An 18,208-nucleotide genomic window follows, 5' to 3' on the forward strand; every position below is an offset into this window, starting at 1 on the left:
AGTCTCCTAGCTAAAGTTCACGGCAAGCTAACTGCCCGTTATTGTAGCGATTCTTTCAGCTTATACAATAGTTCAAGCGCCTCGCGTGGCGTCATCTCATCAAGATTGGCTGATTGTACTAACTCCGCCATTGCTTCCAGTTCAGGGTTTGATTGCGTTGACTCTATTAGTTCCAAGTCTATCTGTGGCAGTTCGGTTTCATGAGTGCCGTGCTGCTCAAAATGCTGGAGCAGAAGACGGGCCTGCTGGATAACCGTTTTGGGTAAACCCGCCAGTTGCGCCACCTGAATACCATAACTTTGATTGGCGGGGCCAGGCTGGATCTGATGTGAGAATATCAGTTTGTCCTGACCACCATCTTTGTGTTCGGTAGCAGAGAAGTGCAAATTGACCATGGCATCCCATTGTTCTGCCTGCTGCGTCAGCTCGAAGTAGTGAGTAGCAAAAAGGGTATAGGACTGTAATTTTTCGTGGATATACTGAATCGTTGCCGATGCCAATGCCAAGCCATCAAAGGTGCTGGTGCCGCGGCCAATTTCGTCGAGCAGGATTAAACTATTGCTGGTGGCGTTGTTGAGGATATTGGCGGTTTCAGACATTTCTACCATAAAGGTTGAGCGGCCACTGGCCAGATCATCAGAAGCACCGATGCGAGTAAAAATACGATCGATGGGACCAATTTCTGCAGCATCTGCTGGAACATAAGAGCCTATGTAAGCGAGCAGGGTGATAAGAGCCGTCTGCCGCATATAGGTTGATTTACCACCCATGTTGGGACCAGTGATGATCAGTGAGCGTTCCTGATTATTGATGGTTAGATCATTCGGTATGAACGGCTCTTTGCTGTGGAACTCAACCACTGGATGGCGGCCCTGTTTGATTGTCAGTCCTTCATTGTTACTTAAGGCTGGACGATTAAAACCCAGGTTGGTGGCTCGTTCAGCAAAGCAGGCCAACACATCGATTTCAGCAATCGCACTGGCGGTGGATTGAATTTCCGCTACGTGCTTTTGCAGCTCCTGAATCAACTCATCATAGAGCCGTTTTTCCAGCGCCAATGCACGGGTCTTGCTGGTTAAAACCTTCTCTTCGTATTCTTTGAGTTCGGGCGTTATAAATCGCTCGGCATTTTTCAATGTCTGACGACGAATATAGCGTACCGGTGCTTGATGACTCTGGGCGCGTGAGATTTCGATATAAAAACCATGCACCTTGTTATAGCCAACTTTTAAGGTGTTGATGCCAGACTCTTCTTTTTCACGTTGCTCTAACGCCAGCATGAACTCGTTGGCGTCATCGGCCAGCGAGCGCAGTTCATCCAGTTCAGTATTATAACCCTCGGCAATGACACCGCCATCACGAATGACCATTGGTGGTTGTTCAACCAGGGCGCGCTCAAGAAGTTGCTGAATATTCGGCAGTGGCTCGATATTCTGTGCTTGATCTAAAGAGATATTGAGTTGGTTTAATTCCTCAAGCAACAAACTTGATTGAGTTAGCCCTTGTTGCAAACGTTTTAAGTCGCGAGGGTTGGCGCTGGCTAAAGCAATGCGTGTGACAATCCGTTCAATATCGGCAACTTCGGCCAGAATCGGTTGAATGGATATAAAGGCGTGATCATGAATCAAGTTCTCAACGCTATCCAGACGCTTTTGGACGTTGGCATGATTGCGCAAAGGAGTATGCAGACAGCGTTTCAATAAACGCGCGCCCATAACCGTCTGCGTCGAATTCATCACCTCAAACAGTGTATTGCTGTGGCCGCCCTGAATATTTTCAGTGAGCTCCAGATTGCGACGGGTTGCCGGATCCAGAACTAGCTGATCGCTGTGTTCCAGTTTTTGTAACAGGCGAATATGAGGCAGGTTATTGAGCTGTGTGGCCTTGGCGTAATCGAGCACGGCACCCGCAGCACAAATCGCCAGTTCATAATCATCACAGCCAAATGAAGCCAGACTCTGAACCGCAAAGTGGTTTAACAGCTTGTCTCTATTTTGTTCAAAGTCAAAAGCCCAGTCCGGTTGCCATTTTACGGCGGTGTTCAAGCCCTGGGTAAGTTCCTGCTGATTGTCGGCCAATATTAATTCCGCCGGTTTTATACGGAACAGCTCTGCCTGAAAAGCATTTTTATTATCGAACTCGGACAACCAGAAACGACCACTGGCCATATCGAGGCAGGCGAGGCCGTAATGATTCCGTTTTTTGTAAGCCGCAGCTAATAGTTTATCGGAAAGGGCATCCAGCAGATTTTCATCATATAGCGTTCCCGGCGTGACAATGCGAACTACCTTGCGATCAACCGGGCCTTTACTGGTCGCCGGATCGCCAATCTGTTCGCAGATTGCCACTGACTCACCTAGCTTTACGATACGAGCCAGATAAGAATCCACCGCATGGAAGGGCACACCAGCCATTGGAATTGGCTCACCAGCTGAGCTGCCGCGTTTGGTCAGGGTAATATCAAGAAGTTCGGCTGCGCGTTTGGCATCATCATAAAACAGCTCATAGAAATCACCCATACGGTAAAACAGTAGGTAATCCATATGGTTCTGTTTGAGTTGCCAGTATTGGCGCATCATGGGCGTGTGTTGGTCGAGTGCTTGTGGGGAAATTTCTTGTTCTGTCATGCCCATAAAATATGTCTATTGTTATTTAAAACTTGTAGGATATAAACTTTCGCATAGCTTAACGGATCTCACGATAAAGAGGTAGGCCAAGCTTGCCTCAAAACGATAAAAAGCCTATGACAGAGCATTCAAGTGATTTAGTAAAAACTGTTGCTAAGCTACTGATAGATAAAAAACTTCTACTGGTAACGGCTGAGTCCTGTACCGGCGGTTTAATTGCTGCGACCTGCACAGAACTGGCGGGAAGCTCGCAATGGTTTGATCGGGGCTTTGTCACATACTCCAACCAGGCCAAGCAAGATATGCTGGGGGTTCCTGCTCATATCATTGAGAAATACGGTGCGGTCTCGCAGCAGGTAGTCGAGGCAATGGCGCGTGGCGCTTATATTGCATCAGGCGGTAATAACCATATTGCTGTTTCGGTCAGTGGTATAGCCGGGCCCGATGGTGGTACGCCAGATAAACCTGTGGGAACTGTATGGATTGGCTTGTTTGATGGCAAAGCCAGCCACTCTCGTCTATTGCAATTATCAGGTTCTCGTTCAGAAATTCGTACTGCGACATTAAATGACGTATTGGGCAGTATGCTAGTAAGCTGGTTAAGTAGGAAATAGCTCCAGCAGGCAAAAGCTGATTTCTCTATGAGTTGTCAGCGATCACAGGTTACTTTTCCAGTGTGATTGTGGAATAATCGGGGCTTTATTTTCGAAGCGTAATTTAACTTTACATAAGAGATTAGGTAGGTATCCGCAGATGGATGACAACAAAAAGAAAGCCCTTGGTGCGGCTTTAACACAGATTGAACGCCAATTCGGTAAAGGCTCAATCATGCGCTTAGGCGACGGCAGCGCGGCTAAAGGTATTGAAACAATTTCAACCGGTTCTTTAGGGCTTGATATTGCGTTGGGTATCGGTGGTTTACCAAAAGGTCGTATCGTTGAGATTTATGGCCCAGAGTCTTCAGGTAAAACGACCTTGGCGTTGCAGGCTATTGCAAACTGCCAGAAAAATGGCGGTACAGCCGCTTTCGTTGATGCTGAGCATGCATTGGATCCAATCTATGCTGAGAAGCTTGGCGTAAACCTGGACGAATTGATCGTGTCGCAGCCAGATACTGGTGAGCAGGCATTAGAAATTACCGACATGTTGGTGCGCTCAGGCGCGGTAGATATCGTAGTCGTTGACTCGGTTGCAGCCTTAACACCTAAAGCTGAGATTGAAGGCGAGATGGGTGATTCGCACATGGGCTTGCAGGCTCGTTTGATGTCGCAGGCTTTGCGTAAGTTAACTGCCAACATTAAGCGCTCTAATACGCTTTGTGTGTTTATTAACCAGATCCGTATGAAGATTGGTGTGATGTTCGGTTCACCTGAAACTACTACGGGTGGTAACGCATTGAAGTTCTACGCTTCGGTTCGTTTGGATATCCGTCGTATCGGCCAAATTAAGCAGGGCGATGAAATCGTTGGTAACGAAACGCGCGTCAAAGTCGTTAAGAACAAGGTTGCTCCTCCGTTCAAACAGGCTGAGTTCCAGATTCTTTACGGCGAGGGTTCTTCGCTTGAAGGTGAAATTCTTGACTGGGGTGTTAAGCATGATCTGGTTGAGAAAGCTGGCGCCTGGTATTCATACAATGGTGACAAGATCGGTCAGGGTAAACAGAACGTTATTCAGTTCTTGAAAGACAACCCGCAGATCAAAGAAGAAATTGAAGGTAAGCTTCGCAGCGAGTTGTTGGTAACAGCTTCAAGCTCATCTGATGAAGAAGACGTGCCTGAAGTTGAAGCCTAATCTTCATAGCACTGCATGAAAAAAGAAAAGCCAAAACGCGATTACAAGATTATCGCGATGGACTTACTAGCACGCCGGGAACATTCCCGGCGTGAGCTTTTGGATAAGCTGAAAGTTCGTGGTTTCGAAGGTGAGGAGGTCGAAGCCTATCTCGATCGTCTGGCTGAGCGGAACCTGCAAAGTGATGACCGCTTTGCGCAAAGCTTCCTCAGAGTTCGCGCAGAAACAGGCTATGGCCCGATGCGGATCCAGCAGGAACTGAAGCGAAAAGGCATTGATGAGCACCGGATCAGCTTGTTATTCGAAGAAATGGACATAGATTGGTATAAAACCGCTTTATCAATCTGGCAAAAGAAATATAATCAACTGCCCGGTAATGACCTGAAACTTAAAGCCAAGCAGGCGCGTTTCATGCAGTACCGCGGTTTTGATTTCGAAACAATCAATCGAATTTTATCTCGTTCCTCCATTGAGGACGATGAATAGCTTAGCTTTCAATAAGTTAAGAGAATAAATTAAAGTATCAAATAAGGTAATAGGTTATCACCGTGAGTATGACAACTAACCAAATTCGTAACGCTTTCCTGACATTCTTTGAAAATAAAGGGCATCACATCGTTGAAAGCAGCCCGCTCATTCCTGCCAATGACCCAACATTGTTATTTACCAACGCGGGCATGGTGCAGTTCAAAGACTGTTTCTTAGGCATTGATAAGCGTAGCTATACGCGCGCCACCTCATCGCAGCGTTGCGTTCGTGCCGGTGGTAAACATAACGATTTGGAAAATGTCGGCTATACCGCGCGCCACCATACCTTCTTTGAAATGCTGGGCAACTTCAGCTTTGGTGATTACTTCAAGAAAGAAGCCATTGCTTATTGCTGGGAGCTACTGACCGAAGAATTCAAACTGCCTAAAGAAAAGCTTTGGGTGACCGTTTACGAAGAAGACGATGAAGCCTTCGATATCTGGGTCAATGATATTGGCTTCCCAGCTGACCGCATCAGTCGCATCGGCGATAACAAAGGCGAGCGTTACGCTTCTGATAACTTCTGGGCGATGGGCGATACAGGCCCTTGCGGACCTTGTACCGAAGTATTCTATGATCACGGCGAAGACATTTGGGGCGGCCCTCCAGGAACGCCTGAAGAAGACGGTGATCGCTTTATCGAAATCTGGAACTTGGTATTCATGCAGTTCAACCGTCACAAAGACGGCACCATGGAACCATTACCGAAACCGTCTGTAGATACCGGCATGGGCCTTGAGCGTATTGCTGCTATTCTGCAAGGCGTTCACAGTAACTACGAAATTGACCTGTTCCAGCACCTTATCAAATCAACGGCAGAACTATTGAAGGTTAAAGACCTTGATAACAAGTCATTGCGTGTTATTGCTGACCACATTCGTTCCTGCGCGTTTTTAGTGCTTGATGGGGTTGTGCCGAGCAATGAAGGGCGTGGATATGTGTTACGTCGTATTGTTCGCCGTGCCGTTCGTCATGGCCACCAGCTTGGCGCCAAAGGCATTTTCTTTGCCAAGTTAATGCAACCGCTAATTGATGTCATGGGTGAAGCTTATCCAGGCTTGGTGGAGCATAAGGAATTGATTGAAAAAGTCCTGGCCAAAGAAGAAGAAGCATTTGCGCGTACTTTGGATAAAGGTATGCAGATTCTTGATCAGGATATTGCCGAACTGGTTGCGAACAACAGCAAAACCATTTCCGGCGAAACGGTATTCAAACTGTATGACACATATGGTTTCCCGCAAGACTTAACCGCTGATATCGCGCGTGAAAAAGGTCTTGAGGTCGACTGGGATGGTTTCGAGAAAGCCATGAATGAGCAGCGTGAACGTGCTCGTGCAGCCAGTAACTTCGGCACCGACTACAACGATAACTTCAGTATTGATGAGCGCTCCGAATTCACCGGTTACGATTACGTTAACCAGAATGTGATCGTGACTCGCTTGCTGAAAGGTGAGCAGGAAGTTGAGCGTCTTGAAGAAGGCGAGAAGGGCATCGTCATTCTGGCTAAAACCCCATTCTACGCCGAGTCGGGTGGTCAGGTGGGCGACACCGGTCAGCTGATGGGTTGTGGCGCCAGCTTCAAAGTTGAAGACACCCAAAAGCTGGGTGATGCCATCGCGCATATCGGTTACATGGAAAAAGGCTCAATCTCCAACGAATCAGAATTGCAGGCTTTCGTTGATGCCGAGCGTCGCCAGCACACCATGCGTAATCACTCTGCGACTCACTTATTACACGCAGCGCTACGCGACATTCTTGGAACACACGTAACCCAGAAAGGCTCATTGGTTGGCCCAGAGCGTTTACGCTTTGACTTCTCTAACCCTGAGCCAGTGACGCAGGAACAACTGCGTCAGATCGAAGCCCTGGTCAATCAAAAGATTTATGAAAACCATGCGGTAGAAGCGCAGGTTATGTCGATGGACGAAGCTAAAGAGCAGGGCGCAATGGCCTTGTTCGGCGAAAAGTATGGTGATGAAGTTCGAGTGTTGACCATGTCGCCATTCTCTGTCGAGTTATGTGGTGGTACGCACGTTAAACGCACCGGCGACATAGGCGCATTCAAGATTCTTTCTGAGTCAGGCATTGCCGCCGGTATTCGTCGTATCGAAGCGACCACAGGCGCAGGCGCGGTGAACTGGATGCAGTCCGCAGAATCCAGCCTGCAATCGATTGGTAAGCTGCTTAAATCAGAACCTTCGCAGATTGCCGATAAAGTGAATCAGTTGATGGATAAAAGCCGTCAGCTCGAGAAAACCATCGAAGCGCTGCAAAGCAAGTTAGCTTCCTCTCAAGGTAGCGATTTAGCCAGCCAGGCCGAAGAGATTAATGGCGTTAAATTGCTGGTTGCTAAATTAGAAGGCGTTGAAGCCAAAGCGCTTCGCGAAATTCAGGATCAGCTTAAGAACAAGCTGGGTTCCAGCATCGTTGTGCTGGGCATTGCTGAAGACGAGAAGGTCAGTGTCATTGTTGGCGTCAGCAAAGACTTAACCGGCAAAGTTAAAGCCGGTGAGCTGGTCAACATGGTCGCTTCGCAAGTAGGCGGCAAGGGCGGTGGTCGCCCAGACATGGCGCAGGCAGGTGGTAAAGACCCAGCAGCACTACCGGCAGCCCTTGATAGCGTTAAGCCTTGGGTAACTGAGCGTTTAAGCTAAATTGATCCAGATGAAGGCCTGCTCCCAGGCCTTCTGCTATACAAACACTGTGTATCGGATTATCCTAATTAGGTAACTTTGTGAGTCTACTCACAAAAAAGTAGAGTTGTGCGGGGAATATTGATAGAATCCGTCGCTTCAACTTTGTATGTAAACTGTACAGACGATTTGTAGATGGCGAGGAAATAAGCAATGATTGCCGAATTTCTGAGCTACAGGAAATGTAGGAGATTGGAATGTTAATCTTAACCCGTCGTGTCGGTGAGACACTTATGATTGGTGATGAAATCACCGTTACTGTTTTAGGCGTTAAAGGAAACCAGGTTCGCATCGGTATCAACGCACCTAAAGAAGTTGCTGTACACCGCGAAGAAATCTATTTGCGCATTCAACATGAAAAGCAAATGGAAGGTTATCAAGGCGGTTCATCAGACGATAACGAATATTATTAAAAAAGTGGAAAAGGAGTGTTGCAATTTATCTTAAATAAGGTAACATTCCGTCCGCACTAAAGGTGAGGTGGCCGAGCGGCTGAAGGCGCTCCCCTGCTAAGGGAGTATACCCTAATCCGGTATCGAGGGTTCGAATCCCTCCCTCACCGCCATTAGATTGTTTAAAACCTGCTTCGGCAGGTTTTTTTATATCCAGGTTTTATATGTTGCACGGATGCGATTGCAAAATCGCAAGGGAGGGCTGAGAACCCTCGGGTTCGAGCCGAGCAGTTTTTCGAAGAAAACTGCGAGACAACATCGCGACGAAGTTGCGATGATCCTAAGGACGAGCGCTAAGCGCGAGTAATCCCTCCCTCAAAAATAGTTTCTTTAAACCTGCTCCGGCAGGTTTTTTTATGCCTGTAGTTTATGTGTGCTATATGTTGTCTGAAAGGAGTTATTGACCGCAAAGATATGTGTGACGTATGGTATTCAGAGTGATCGAGCTATTTTCGATTTATGAATCCCATACAAGTCAGAGAGGCCCCAAAGCATGAAGTTCCTTTGTGTGCTCATAATACAATTACTAGTGACAAACTGCTTTGCTACCGAAAGCCAGGATTTAAAAGCGACTTTATTTAAAGATCAAAATTTCCTTTATTTCTCTATAACTAACGAAAGCAATACTCTGCAAGAAGTAAATAATCGAATGTCATGGGGTGGAGGTCCATTTAATGAAATAGACTTGATAATAGAGGATGAAAATGGGAATAAATACACGGATGAATATAAAGAAAATATACTAGCTGCAAATAAACAAACTGATGCAATTGAAATTAAACGAAATCACTCAATAGGTATTCAGATTAGTATTGAAGATGTGAAAAGAAGATATTTTTTAAAAGAAGGGCTAAAATATAATATTATTGCAACGTATAAGAATATGTTCAGATCTGTACCTAGGAGTGAATTAATTTCATCCAATAAAATTACCATAAGCTTATAATAACAGGTGTAGTTTCAATGATTGAGAAAAGCGTAATGTTTCTGGATGTCTAAAACTCTATTTCCAATGCTCTGTTCTCCGTTATTATTTTGTAATGCGATCAATTGATACAGAAGGGGATATGTAGTGAAAACAGTAGAAATCACAAAAGAGCCTGTTGAGCTTTATAAAATACTAAAGTTCGAAGGTATTGTAAGTAGTGGTGGCGAGGCAAAAGCCGTAATCGATGACGGTCTGGTTTTAGTCAACGGTGAGATAGAGAAGAGAAAACGGAAGAAAATCATGTCAGGTGACGTTATTGAATTTATGAACGATGAATACAAGGTTTTACTGAAATAATCCTAATTGACTCTACTATTAGACTACTTAAACCTGCTTCGGTAGGTTTTTTTATGTCTGTAACTCACTTTGCATACAAAGTTCGATTAATATTTAATCAATAAAATTATTGCAAAACGCAAAAACCAGACTATTATAACGTGTTAACCACGTCACAAAATAGCAGTGAAGCTGAGATCTTAGAAGAGATACCAGAACAGAAATGTTCGGTTTAATAGGGAATTAGCTGGAAAAACGGATATTGAAAATAATTAATTTTAAATAAAAAGGTTATCCGCGATGTACGGTAATCTAATGTTATACAGAGAAACTGGTGAGATATGGAAGCTAATATAATAGAAGAAGTAAAAACCCTTGAAACAGAAGTTAAAGAGTTTGCTAATTCTCAACCGTATTGGGCAAAATATCTGTGTTCTGAAATCTTAGCAGGCAATGAAATTACAGATGCCATAATAGATACTTCGTATTCTTATTTGCTTGAAAAATTAGGTCTTAAAGAAGTAACCGACAAGGCCGAAATTTCCATTTCCTACAACCCAAATGCTTCTGATGACTTTAAAGAAAATTTATACTTTGCTTCTCTGACAAATGTTGAAGGCGTTAATGCACTTGCCGAAAACCAAACCATTGAATTAACACCAAGTCTAACTATCATTTATGGAGCTAATGGTGCAGGTAAGTCTGGGTATGTTCGACTTTTGAAAAATGTTTTTTACTCAAAAGATAAGGGGGACATTCTTCAAAACATCAATATTGAATCAGGGCACAAACCAGTTTCTGCAACATTTAATTTATCTTCAGATGGAACTAGTATTTCATTGAAGTATCCTGGCGATGCTGGAAACGGGATATTTAATCAATTTGCTGTTTTTGATGGAGATATTGGTAAGAAGCATCTTAGTATAAGAAATGATTTTAGTTTCCGTCCTGCTGGCTTGCAGTTGTTTAATGAATTTAATGCAGCTTTAGAAAAATTAAACGCAAAGCTTTACAGTGATGTTCAGAAAAAAAGTATGGCAAACCCGTTTGCCGATGATGATATTTTTCAGGGAGAATCTGAAATTAAATCTTTTTTAACTCAGCTTTCTCATAACTCAAGGCTGGAAGAGTTAAAAGCACATTTGCCTTATACAGATGAGGAAAAAGAAAAGAAAACTCAACTGGACAAACAATATGACGACTTAAAAGTCGCTCTCGCTCAAAAAGATAAAGCACTCAAAGAATTACAAAGCATAAAAACGCAATTGGCAGATCGAAAAAAGAATTTAGAAACTCTAAATTTATGGTTCAATCAAACGCAGTTAGCTGCGGTAGTATCAGCCATAACTGATTGCAAAACAAAAGAAAACAGCGCCAAAAAAGAAGGCATTGAAAAATTTAAAACCGATAAAGTTCAAAATATCGGTTCTACAGAATGGAAACAGTTCATTCAAGCGGCTGAAAAATTTGCTTCAACTCAGGGTGCGCGCGAATATCCTGAAATTGGAGACAATTGCTTGTTATGTCATCAATCAATCAGCGATGACACACCTAAAAACCTGATACGGAGTTATTGGGAATACATAAAAAGTGTGGCTGAACAAGAAGCTAAAATAGCGAACGAAAAGCTTGTTAAATTTAAAGATGGCTACGAAAAATTAGACTTTAATCAGTTTCCAGAGACTGACACACTGACTGTTTGGTTAAAAGAAAAATTCGAAGCTGATTTAACAAAGCTCAAAGAAGAACTAAAAAATCAAGAAACAATTAGCCAAGCGCTTATTTCAAGCATCAATGCAAAAAAAGACTTACCACAAGTTGAAGTGCAACTCGATTTAAGTCTATTAGATGTCATCAGTGTTAAGGTTGATAAAGACATTAAAGCGTTTGAAGAAGATGAACAAACTAGAAAATTAGCAGAACTGCTAAAACAAAAAACATATTTAGCTCATAAAGAGAAACTAGAATCCCGATATGCTGATATTGAAAAACTAAATAAAAACTTAATTTGGGTAAACAAGGCCAACCAATTCAACAAACAAAGCTTTAAGTCACAGTCAACCAATACAGAAAAGCGTTTGTCAAAAGAATATTTCAACACCGATTATATCAACGCATTTAATGATGAATGCGAACAGCTGAACGGAAAGTTCGGAATTGAAATAGATGCAAAAAGCTCAGACGCGCAATCAAATCGCCAACTTTTCCTTAAAGGGAAAGACCCTTCTGCAATTTTGAGCGAAGGAGAACAAAAAGTAATTGCACTTGCCGATTTTATTGCAGAAACCAATATCACTACAATCAATAAAGGAATCATTTTTGACGACCCTGTCAACTCTCTTGACGAAGAAAGAAAAAGTGTTATTGCTGAACGGCTTGTTTCTATTTCCAAAAACAAGCAGGTTGTCATTTTTACGCATGACTTAGTCTTTGTTTCCAGTTTAATCAATTATTCTACAGATAAGAGCCTTCTGCATGAATGTCACTGGATTGAAAATAGAAATGGAAAGCCTGGGCAAGTTTGGTTAAGAAATTCCCCAACTTATGAAAAAGTTTACCGCAATGCTGAACCTGTAAAGAAACTTTATACTGGGGCAAACAATGATGAATGCCCTCCCGAACAAAGAGAGTTTTTGGTAAAAAGTGGATTCACCGCTTTACGTACTTGCTATGAGGTATTAGTTATTAATGATTTATTCAAAAATGTTGTTCAGAGATACAATGAACGAGTAAGTGTTGATAGTCTTTCCAGTGTCTATTTTGACGAGACGTTGATAAATGAACTCCTTGATAGTTTCGCTCAATGTTGTAGATATATGGAAGGGCACACCCATAGCGACAAGTATGCCTACAAAAAGCCAGAGCCTTATCATCTCAATGAAGAGATTCAGAGGTACGAAACAATAAGAACAAAAATCAGGAAATATAAAAAAAATGTATAACAAGTCACTGCAGCGGAACGCTAACGCGTCCGCAGAGTGAAGCGTTATGTGTAAGTAGATAGCATGGAATATCAATCAAATACATAATTAATGGGGTCGGAGTGAATTATTAGAGAGATCGAGGAACTTACCTCTGAAATTATAAAATGGTCTCTATTACCATTAACCACATGGCATAAATAAAATGGATAAGATTCAAGAATTTCTTAAATTATTAAAAGCCTTTCAAGCTAATACAGCTTCAATTGATGATGTTGTTCCAGTATTTGAAGAGCTGGATTATTTTCATCATTTTTGGCATTACATTGATGATGCTGACATTCGCTCCAAAAATAGTGATTATGCAAAGATGCAAAATGAACAACTTGATATGTTTATAGCAGCCCTCGAAGTAGGTGATTATAAGAAAGCAAATGAAGTTGCATTTTTGCAATAGACATCGGAGGCTACATATAATCATTAGTCTGATTTAGAGTGATTTCAGCTTCTGTAATATGACAGAGCTCTTTTTATTCCCCCCAACTGACCTAAATCAACCAACCCTCATTCCCCATTAAAATTCTGTTGCTATCTTTCGGCTCGATTCTTACTATGAATCAAAGGTGTTTGTTTTTTAATCAGGGATCTGGATTTGTCAGAAATCACATCTAATCAAGTAGAAAACCAGGATTCACTATCAACTGAGTCTAAGCCTGTGCTGCATGCGCGTAATCTGACCAAGGTTTATAAGACCGGGGAGGTCGAGGTTAAGGCGCTGGATGGCGTTGATTTTGAGGTGTTTGAGCATGAGATGGTGGTTTTGCTGGGGCAGTCGGGGAGTGGTAAGTCGACTTTGCTGAATATTCTCGGTGGCTTGGATGTTGCCACATCGGGAGAGGTGTATTTCAAAGACCGTCTGATTAGCTCGGAAAGTAAGGGGCTGTTGACCAGCTTTCGCCGTGAGCATGTAGGTTTTGTGTTTCAGTTCTATAACCTGATTCCGAGTCTGACCGCTTTGGAAAATGTTGCGCTGGTTACTGAAATTGCTAAGAATCCGATTAAACCTGAAGAAGCTTTGGAGTTGGTGGGTCTGTTACCGCGTAAGGACCATTTTCCAGCACAGCTGTCCGGGGGTGAGCAGCAACGGGTTGCAATTGCCCGAGCGATTGCCAAACAGCCTGAAATTCTGCTATGCGATGAGCCAACGGGTGCGCTCGATCATGAAACCGGCATATTGGTTCTTGAAGCTATTGAGCAGGTCAATCGTGAGCTGGGTACGGCAACGGTTGTGATTACCCATAATACGTCGGTTGGTGGTATTGCTGATCGCGTTGTGACGCTTCGGGATGGCAAGGTTTCGGATATTCATACCAATTCGAACCGTATGTCGCCACGTGAGTTGAAGTGGTGATATGAAAGCCCTCAATCTAAAGCTGTTACGCGACCTCTGGCATGTTAAGGGCCAGGTGATTGCGGTGGCTTTGGTAATTGCCTCGGGTATCGCTACATTAAGTATGGCTCTGACTACGCTGGAGTCATTGCAGAAAACCTCCGAACAATATTATTCCGACTATAATTTTGCCGATGCTTTTGTCAGCGCCGTTCGCGTTCCTAATACTTTCAAGCAACGTTTGGAAGCCATTGAGGGCATTAGTCTGGTCGAAACGCGCATCAAAAAATATGCCAGTCTCGATATGCCTGATTTCAATGAGCCTGTTATGGGGTTACTGACTTCCATTCCCGATCAGGGGCAACCGAGGCTTAATCAGCTAGCCCTGAGGCAAGGGCGCTGGATTGCTCCGGGAGCTTCGGATGAGGTGATTGTGAATGAGCCTTTTGCTGAAGCGCACAATTTGAAATTGAGCGACCGAATTTCGGCGGTGATGAATGGCAAAAAACGTTACTTCAGGATTGTCGGCATTGCGTTGAGCCCAGAGTACATCTATTCCATTTCTCCAGGTTCCTTAATGCCCGATGACGCACGCTACGGAATTTTGTGGGCGGGGCAAAGCTCACTTGAGGCTGCCTTTGATCTGAAAGGTGCATTTAATGATGTTGCTTTTAAATTCGACGCAGTGTCCGATCATCAGGCTTTATTAAAACAGATTGATATGGTTCTGGAGCCTTACGGCGGCAGGAATTCTTATTTACGCGATGACCAGATTTCTTATTGGTTCGTTAATAATGAAATACAGCAATTAAAAACCACCTCAATTATCTTTCCCGTGATTTTCCTGCTGGTATCGGCTTTTTTAACGAACATGGTACTAAGCCGGATGATCACCAATGAGCGTGAGCAAATTGGTTTATTAAAAGCCTTTGGTTACAGCAACCTTCAAGTCGGTGCCCATTACTTCAAGATGGTGTTGGTCATGTGCTTTGTGGGGGCTGTTATTGGATTAGCCGCGGGCGCTTATCTTGGTCAGGCGAATACTGAAATGTATGCGGAGTTCTTCCGTTTCCCACTTCTGGTTTACGATTTTTCATTTACCTCGTTTATAGCCAGCTCGGGGGTTAGTGTTTTAGCAGCACTTTCAGGGATTGTTGGCTCGATAGCTCGAGTGGTTCAATTACCGCCTGCAGTCGCGATGGTTCCGCCAAGCCCTGATATCTACCATAAAAGCTTTGTCGATACTCCTTATATTAAGCACTGGCTCGATCAGCCAACGCGGATTGCCGTTCGTCAAATTATTCGTAAGCCGCTCAGAGCCAGTTTTACGGTTATAGGAATTGCTTTTGCTGTGGGTCTGATGGTGTTAGCCATTCAGATGTCAGATGCGATTAAGTATTTAGGGATTTCATTTTTTAATGATGCGCAACGGCAAGATATGACCATGGCTTTTTATGAGAACCAGAAACAAGAGGCTTTGTATCAGGTTAAGCGGCTTCCTGGCGTCATTGAAGCAGAGCCATTTCGTTATGTTTCTGTAGAGTTTATTAATGGCACAAAAACTCACCGCGGCTCTATCACCGGATTAGAATCGGATGCGACCTTGCAGCCTATTTACGACACCTATTCAGAACAAGTCGTGGCATTGCCTGAAGAGGGTATGGTCATAGGAAGCATTCTGGCTGAGAAGTTAAATATTGGCGTTGGCGATCGGATTTATGTTGAGTTTCTGGATAAGTCGGGGTTGCGACGAGATTACCCCGTTGTTGGAATATTCGATACTTTTATTGGCTTGCCAGCTTATATGAACCTCAAAACTCTCAACCGTGAGCTTGGGGAAGTCGGCCAATATTTTATGCTTAACCTTGTGGTTGATTCGCAACATTACGACGAGCTTTATAAAGCAGTTAAGGAGTCTCCGGCTATTACGGCCTTGATGACGAAGCAATCGTTGCTTGATGCATTTAATGAAACGGTTGCTGAGAGTATGCTGGTGTTTATGTTTATATTTATAGTTCTATCCTCAATCCTGGTGTTTGGGGTTTCCTATAACATGATTCGAATTTCTCTTTCCGAGCGCGGACGAGAGCTGGCCACTTTACGTGTTTTGGGTTTTACTAAAGGTGAAACCTCTTATATTTTGTTATGTGAGGTAGGGTTACTGACATTGATCGGATTGGCTTTAGGGTGTTTTGTCGGATGGGGACTGACTCAGTTATTGGGCTATGCATTTGAAACTGAATTATTCAGGATCCCGATCATTATTTATCCCCATACCTATAGCTATGCCGTTATTGTGGCGATCATAGCTTCAGTGATGTCTGCGTTGTTTGTGGTAAAAAGAATTCATCACCTCGACCTTATCGAAGTATTAAAGACCAAGGAATAACTATTCATGGGTATCAATAAGCGATTTAAGTTATGGATTGTGTTAGTGGCGATTTTGGTTGCTTTGCTGGCTTATGGTTTTTGGCCAAGAGCGATTGAAGTCGAAGCGGTAACGGTTACTAAAGGCCAGTTTTATGAAGTGGTTTCTGAAGTCGGCGAGACTCGGGTTAAAAATATTTACCAGGTGTCAGCACCAATAACTGGTTATTTGCGCCGCGTTGAGCTGGAGGTGGGTGATCCCGTTGAGGCGAATACAACCGTTGTCGCTGAGATTGAGCCGTTACGTTCGCAACCTCTTGATCCGCGAAGCGAGAAACAGGCTGTAGCCGAGTTGCATGCAGCCCAGTCCGCACTGGAAATGACGCAGGCCAAATTGAGACAGGTGCAAAACGAATTAAGCTTTGCCAAAAGTGATCTTGAACGAGCAGAGAGTTTATATAAAGACCAGGCAATTTCTGAACGTGAGTATGATACTGCTAAGAAAATTTATCAAAGTTTGCAACAGGAGCTACAGGCTACTCAGGCAACTTTGCAATTAAGAAGAGCTGAGCTGGAGCGTGTTCAGGCGTTGCTGGACACCTCATTGTCTGAGTTTCTGCCTAAGTGTGAATGCAGCCAGGTGTTATCGCCAGCTGATGGCGTGGTATTAACTCGATACAGAGAGAGTGCGGGTGTCATTAATGCAGCTCAGCCTATCATGGATGTTGGCGATCCAACTGACCTGGAAGTCAAAGTTGAGCTTATTTCTACAGAAGCAGTTAGAGTCGCCAAGGATCAGAAAGTCCACATGAAAGGTTGGGGCGGCGATACGGTTCTTGAAGGCGTGGTCAGGCAGGTGGAGCCGATGGCCTATAAAAAAGTGACTGCCCTTGGGATAGAAGAACAGAGAGTTAATGTTTATATCGACTTCACCAGTCCTCAGGAGCAATGGCTGAAACTCGGACATGGCTACCAGCTGGATGTGGATATTATTCTGAGAGAACAACCTGATAGTTTAATTGTCCCGGTAATCGCCATGGTTCGAGAAGGTAAGCAATGGGTCACGTTTGCTATTGAGGAGGGCGTTGCAGTAAAACGTATATTGGAGGTTGGTGCAGTAAACGGGTTAGAAGCAGAAATTTTGGACGGTGTTAACGAAGGAGATGTGCTTATTTATAACCCCAGCGAGGATATTGAAGACGGGGTTTCGGTTACTGTTAGAAAAAGGTAATATTGTCGGGTCGTTTGATTAATGACCTTTTTGTATTGTTTTTCACCAAAAACTGTTTATAAAACAGCCTGTTAAGTGAAAAACTGAAATATTCAGGAAAAAATTACAAAAGGCCGTTGACATATTACAGTCTGGTGGCATAATACCGCCCGACAACGAGATGCGCATGTAGCTCAGCTGGATAGAGTACCTGGCTACGAACCAGGCGGTCGGAGGTTCGAATCCTTCCATGCGCGCCATTATTCAAGAAACCTCGCACTATGCGGGGTTTTTTATTGCCTGAAGGAAAGAGTAACCTGAGCGGATCAACGTTGTTATCCTTCGCCAGAATGTGCTCCTGCAATTCTGGCATTCCCGCCGTCCCTGGCGGTCACATTCGGCCATTATTCAAAAGGCTTCCCTTAAACCGGAAGCCTTTTTTCGTTGTGGCAAAGGAAATGATGAGAACCTCCGAAGAAGTTCGAGCCGAGCAACGAAGTTGCGAGACAACATCTCCAACGGCGATGGCCCGTAGGGCAAGGAGCGAAGCGACGCAGTAATCCTTCGCTTAGATTTTAAAGGAATTGGATTCCCGCTTTCGCGGGAGACCGTAGGGAATGCCCGTGGTGAATGACAATACTTGACTGTTAACCCAGCCAGCTAGTTCTGACATTCGGCCATTATTCAAGAATCCTCGCACTATGCGGGGTTTTTTATTGCCTGAAGGAAAGAGAAACCTGAGCGGATCAACGTTGTAATCCTTCGCCAGAATGTGCTCCTGCAATTCTGGCATTCCCGCCGTCCTGGCGGTCATATTCTCGAGCCGCTTGTCTTACAAAGATACTGGATCCCGCGGTCAAGCCGCGGGATGACAGTACTTGACCAATAAATCCAGTCTTCTAGCCTTTTAAGCTTCAGTTATTTTCAAGCAACTTAGTAGTAAGTATCGTGCCGATATAGTTAAG

At 43.9% G+C, this 18,208-nt stretch carries 13 protein-coding genes, 2 tRNA genes and 2 other RNA genes; 16 read left to right on the forward strand and 1 reads right to left on the reverse strand.

The window, feature by feature from the left end; translation table 11 throughout:
• Positions 1-38: 38 nt before the first annotated feature.
• Positions 39-2,633 carry a DNA mismatch repair protein MutS gene (mutS, locus tag B158_RS0107660; protein WP_018624783.1) on the reverse strand — a complete coding sequence of 865 codons (2,595 nt, stop codon included), beginning with the start codon at positions 2,631-2,633 and terminating at the stop codon, positions 39-41.
• A 110-nt stretch (positions 2,634-2,743) separates the two neighbouring features.
• Between mutS and B158_RS0107665 the strand changes: the two genes are divergently transcribed.
• The 16 genes from B158_RS0107665 (at position 2,744) to B158_RS13325 (ending at position 17,820) form a co-directional block, all read left to right on the forward strand.
• Positions 2,744-3,241, forward strand: a complete 498-nt coding sequence (locus B158_RS0107665; RefSeq protein WP_018624784.1) for a CinA family protein — start codon at positions 2,744-2,746, stop codon at positions 3,239-3,241.
• A gap of 139 nt (positions 3,242-3,380) precedes the next feature.
• A complete protein-coding gene (gene recA / locus B158_RS0107670) occupies positions 3,381-4,418 on the forward strand; it encodes a recombinase RecA (protein WP_018624785.1) in 1,038 nt (345 codons plus the stop codon).
• Between the two features lie 15 nt (positions 4,419-4,433).
• Positions 4,434-4,904: a recombination regulator RecX gene (recX, locus tag B158_RS0107675; protein WP_018624786.1), complete on the forward strand. Its 471-nt coding sequence runs from the start codon at positions 4,434-4,436 to the stop codon at positions 4,902-4,904.
• A gap of 62 nt (positions 4,905-4,966) precedes the next feature.
• Entirely contained in the window at positions 4,967-7,600 is a 2,634-nt protein-coding gene (alaS, locus tag B158_RS0107680; protein WP_026309305.1) for an alanine--tRNA ligase, read from the forward strand.
• 236 nt (positions 7,601-7,836) lie between these two features.
• Positions 7,837-8,052: a carbon storage regulator CsrA gene (gene csrA, locus B158_RS0107685; protein WP_012801363.1), complete on the forward strand. Its 216-nt coding sequence runs from the start codon at positions 7,837-7,839 to the stop codon at positions 8,050-8,052.
• Positions 8,053-8,113: 61 nt separating this feature from the next.
• A tRNA-Ser gene (locus tag B158_RS0107690) sits at positions 8,114-8,204 on the forward strand.
• 68 nt (positions 8,205-8,272) lie between these two features.
• Positions 8,273-8,415: non-coding RNA, RtT sRNA (locus B158_RS13320), on the forward strand.
• A gap of 184 nt (positions 8,416-8,599) precedes the next feature.
• Positions 8,600-9,037, forward strand: a complete 438-nt coding sequence (locus B158_RS0107695) for a hypothetical protein (protein WP_156823056.1) — start codon at positions 8,600-8,602, stop codon at positions 9,035-9,037.
• A gap of 126 nt (positions 9,038-9,163) precedes the next feature.
• A complete protein-coding gene (locus B158_RS0107700; RefSeq protein WP_018624789.1) occupies positions 9,164-9,376 on the forward strand; it encodes an RNA-binding S4 domain-containing protein in 213 nt (70 codons plus the stop codon).
• Between the two features lie 320 nt (positions 9,377-9,696).
• A complete protein-coding gene (locus tag B158_RS0107705) occupies positions 9,697-12,297 on the forward strand; it encodes an AAA family ATPase (protein WP_018624790.1) in 2,601 nt (866 codons plus the stop codon).
• A 184-nt stretch (positions 12,298-12,481) separates the two neighbouring features.
• Positions 12,482-12,733: a hypothetical protein gene (locus tag B158_RS0107710; RefSeq protein ID WP_018624791.1), complete on the forward strand. Its 252-nt coding sequence runs from the start codon at positions 12,482-12,484 to the stop codon at positions 12,731-12,733.
• A gap of 195 nt (positions 12,734-12,928) precedes the next feature.
• Positions 12,929-13,687, forward strand: coding sequence for an ABC transporter ATP-binding protein (locus tag B158_RS0107715; protein WP_018624792.1), 759 nt, complete (start codon positions 12,929-12,931; stop codon positions 13,685-13,687).
• Position 13,688: 1 nt separating this feature from the next.
• Entirely contained in the window at positions 13,689-16,055 is a 2,367-nt protein-coding gene (locus B158_RS0107720; RefSeq protein WP_018624793.1) for an ABC transporter permease, read from the forward strand.
• A gap of 6 nt (positions 16,056-16,061) precedes the next feature.
• The gene (locus B158_RS0107725; protein WP_018624794.1) at positions 16,062-17,264 is read left to right on the forward strand and encodes an efflux RND transporter periplasmic adaptor subunit; all 1,203 of its coding nucleotides are present in this window, start codon (positions 16,062-16,064) and stop codon (positions 17,262-17,264) included.
• 162 nt (positions 17,265-17,426) lie between these two features.
• Positions 17,427-17,503: transfer RNA gene (locus tag B158_RS0107730), tRNA-Arg, on the forward strand.
• Between the two features lie 175 nt (positions 17,504-17,678).
• A non-coding RNA gene (locus B158_RS13325) (RtT sRNA) lies at positions 17,679-17,820 on the forward strand.
• Positions 17,821-18,208: the final 388 nt, after the last annotated feature.

Source organism: Kangiella aquimarina DSM 16071, from assembly GCF_000374105.1.
Lineage (GTDB): Bacteria > Pseudomonadota > Gammaproteobacteria > Enterobacterales > Kangiellaceae > Kangiella > Kangiella aquimarina.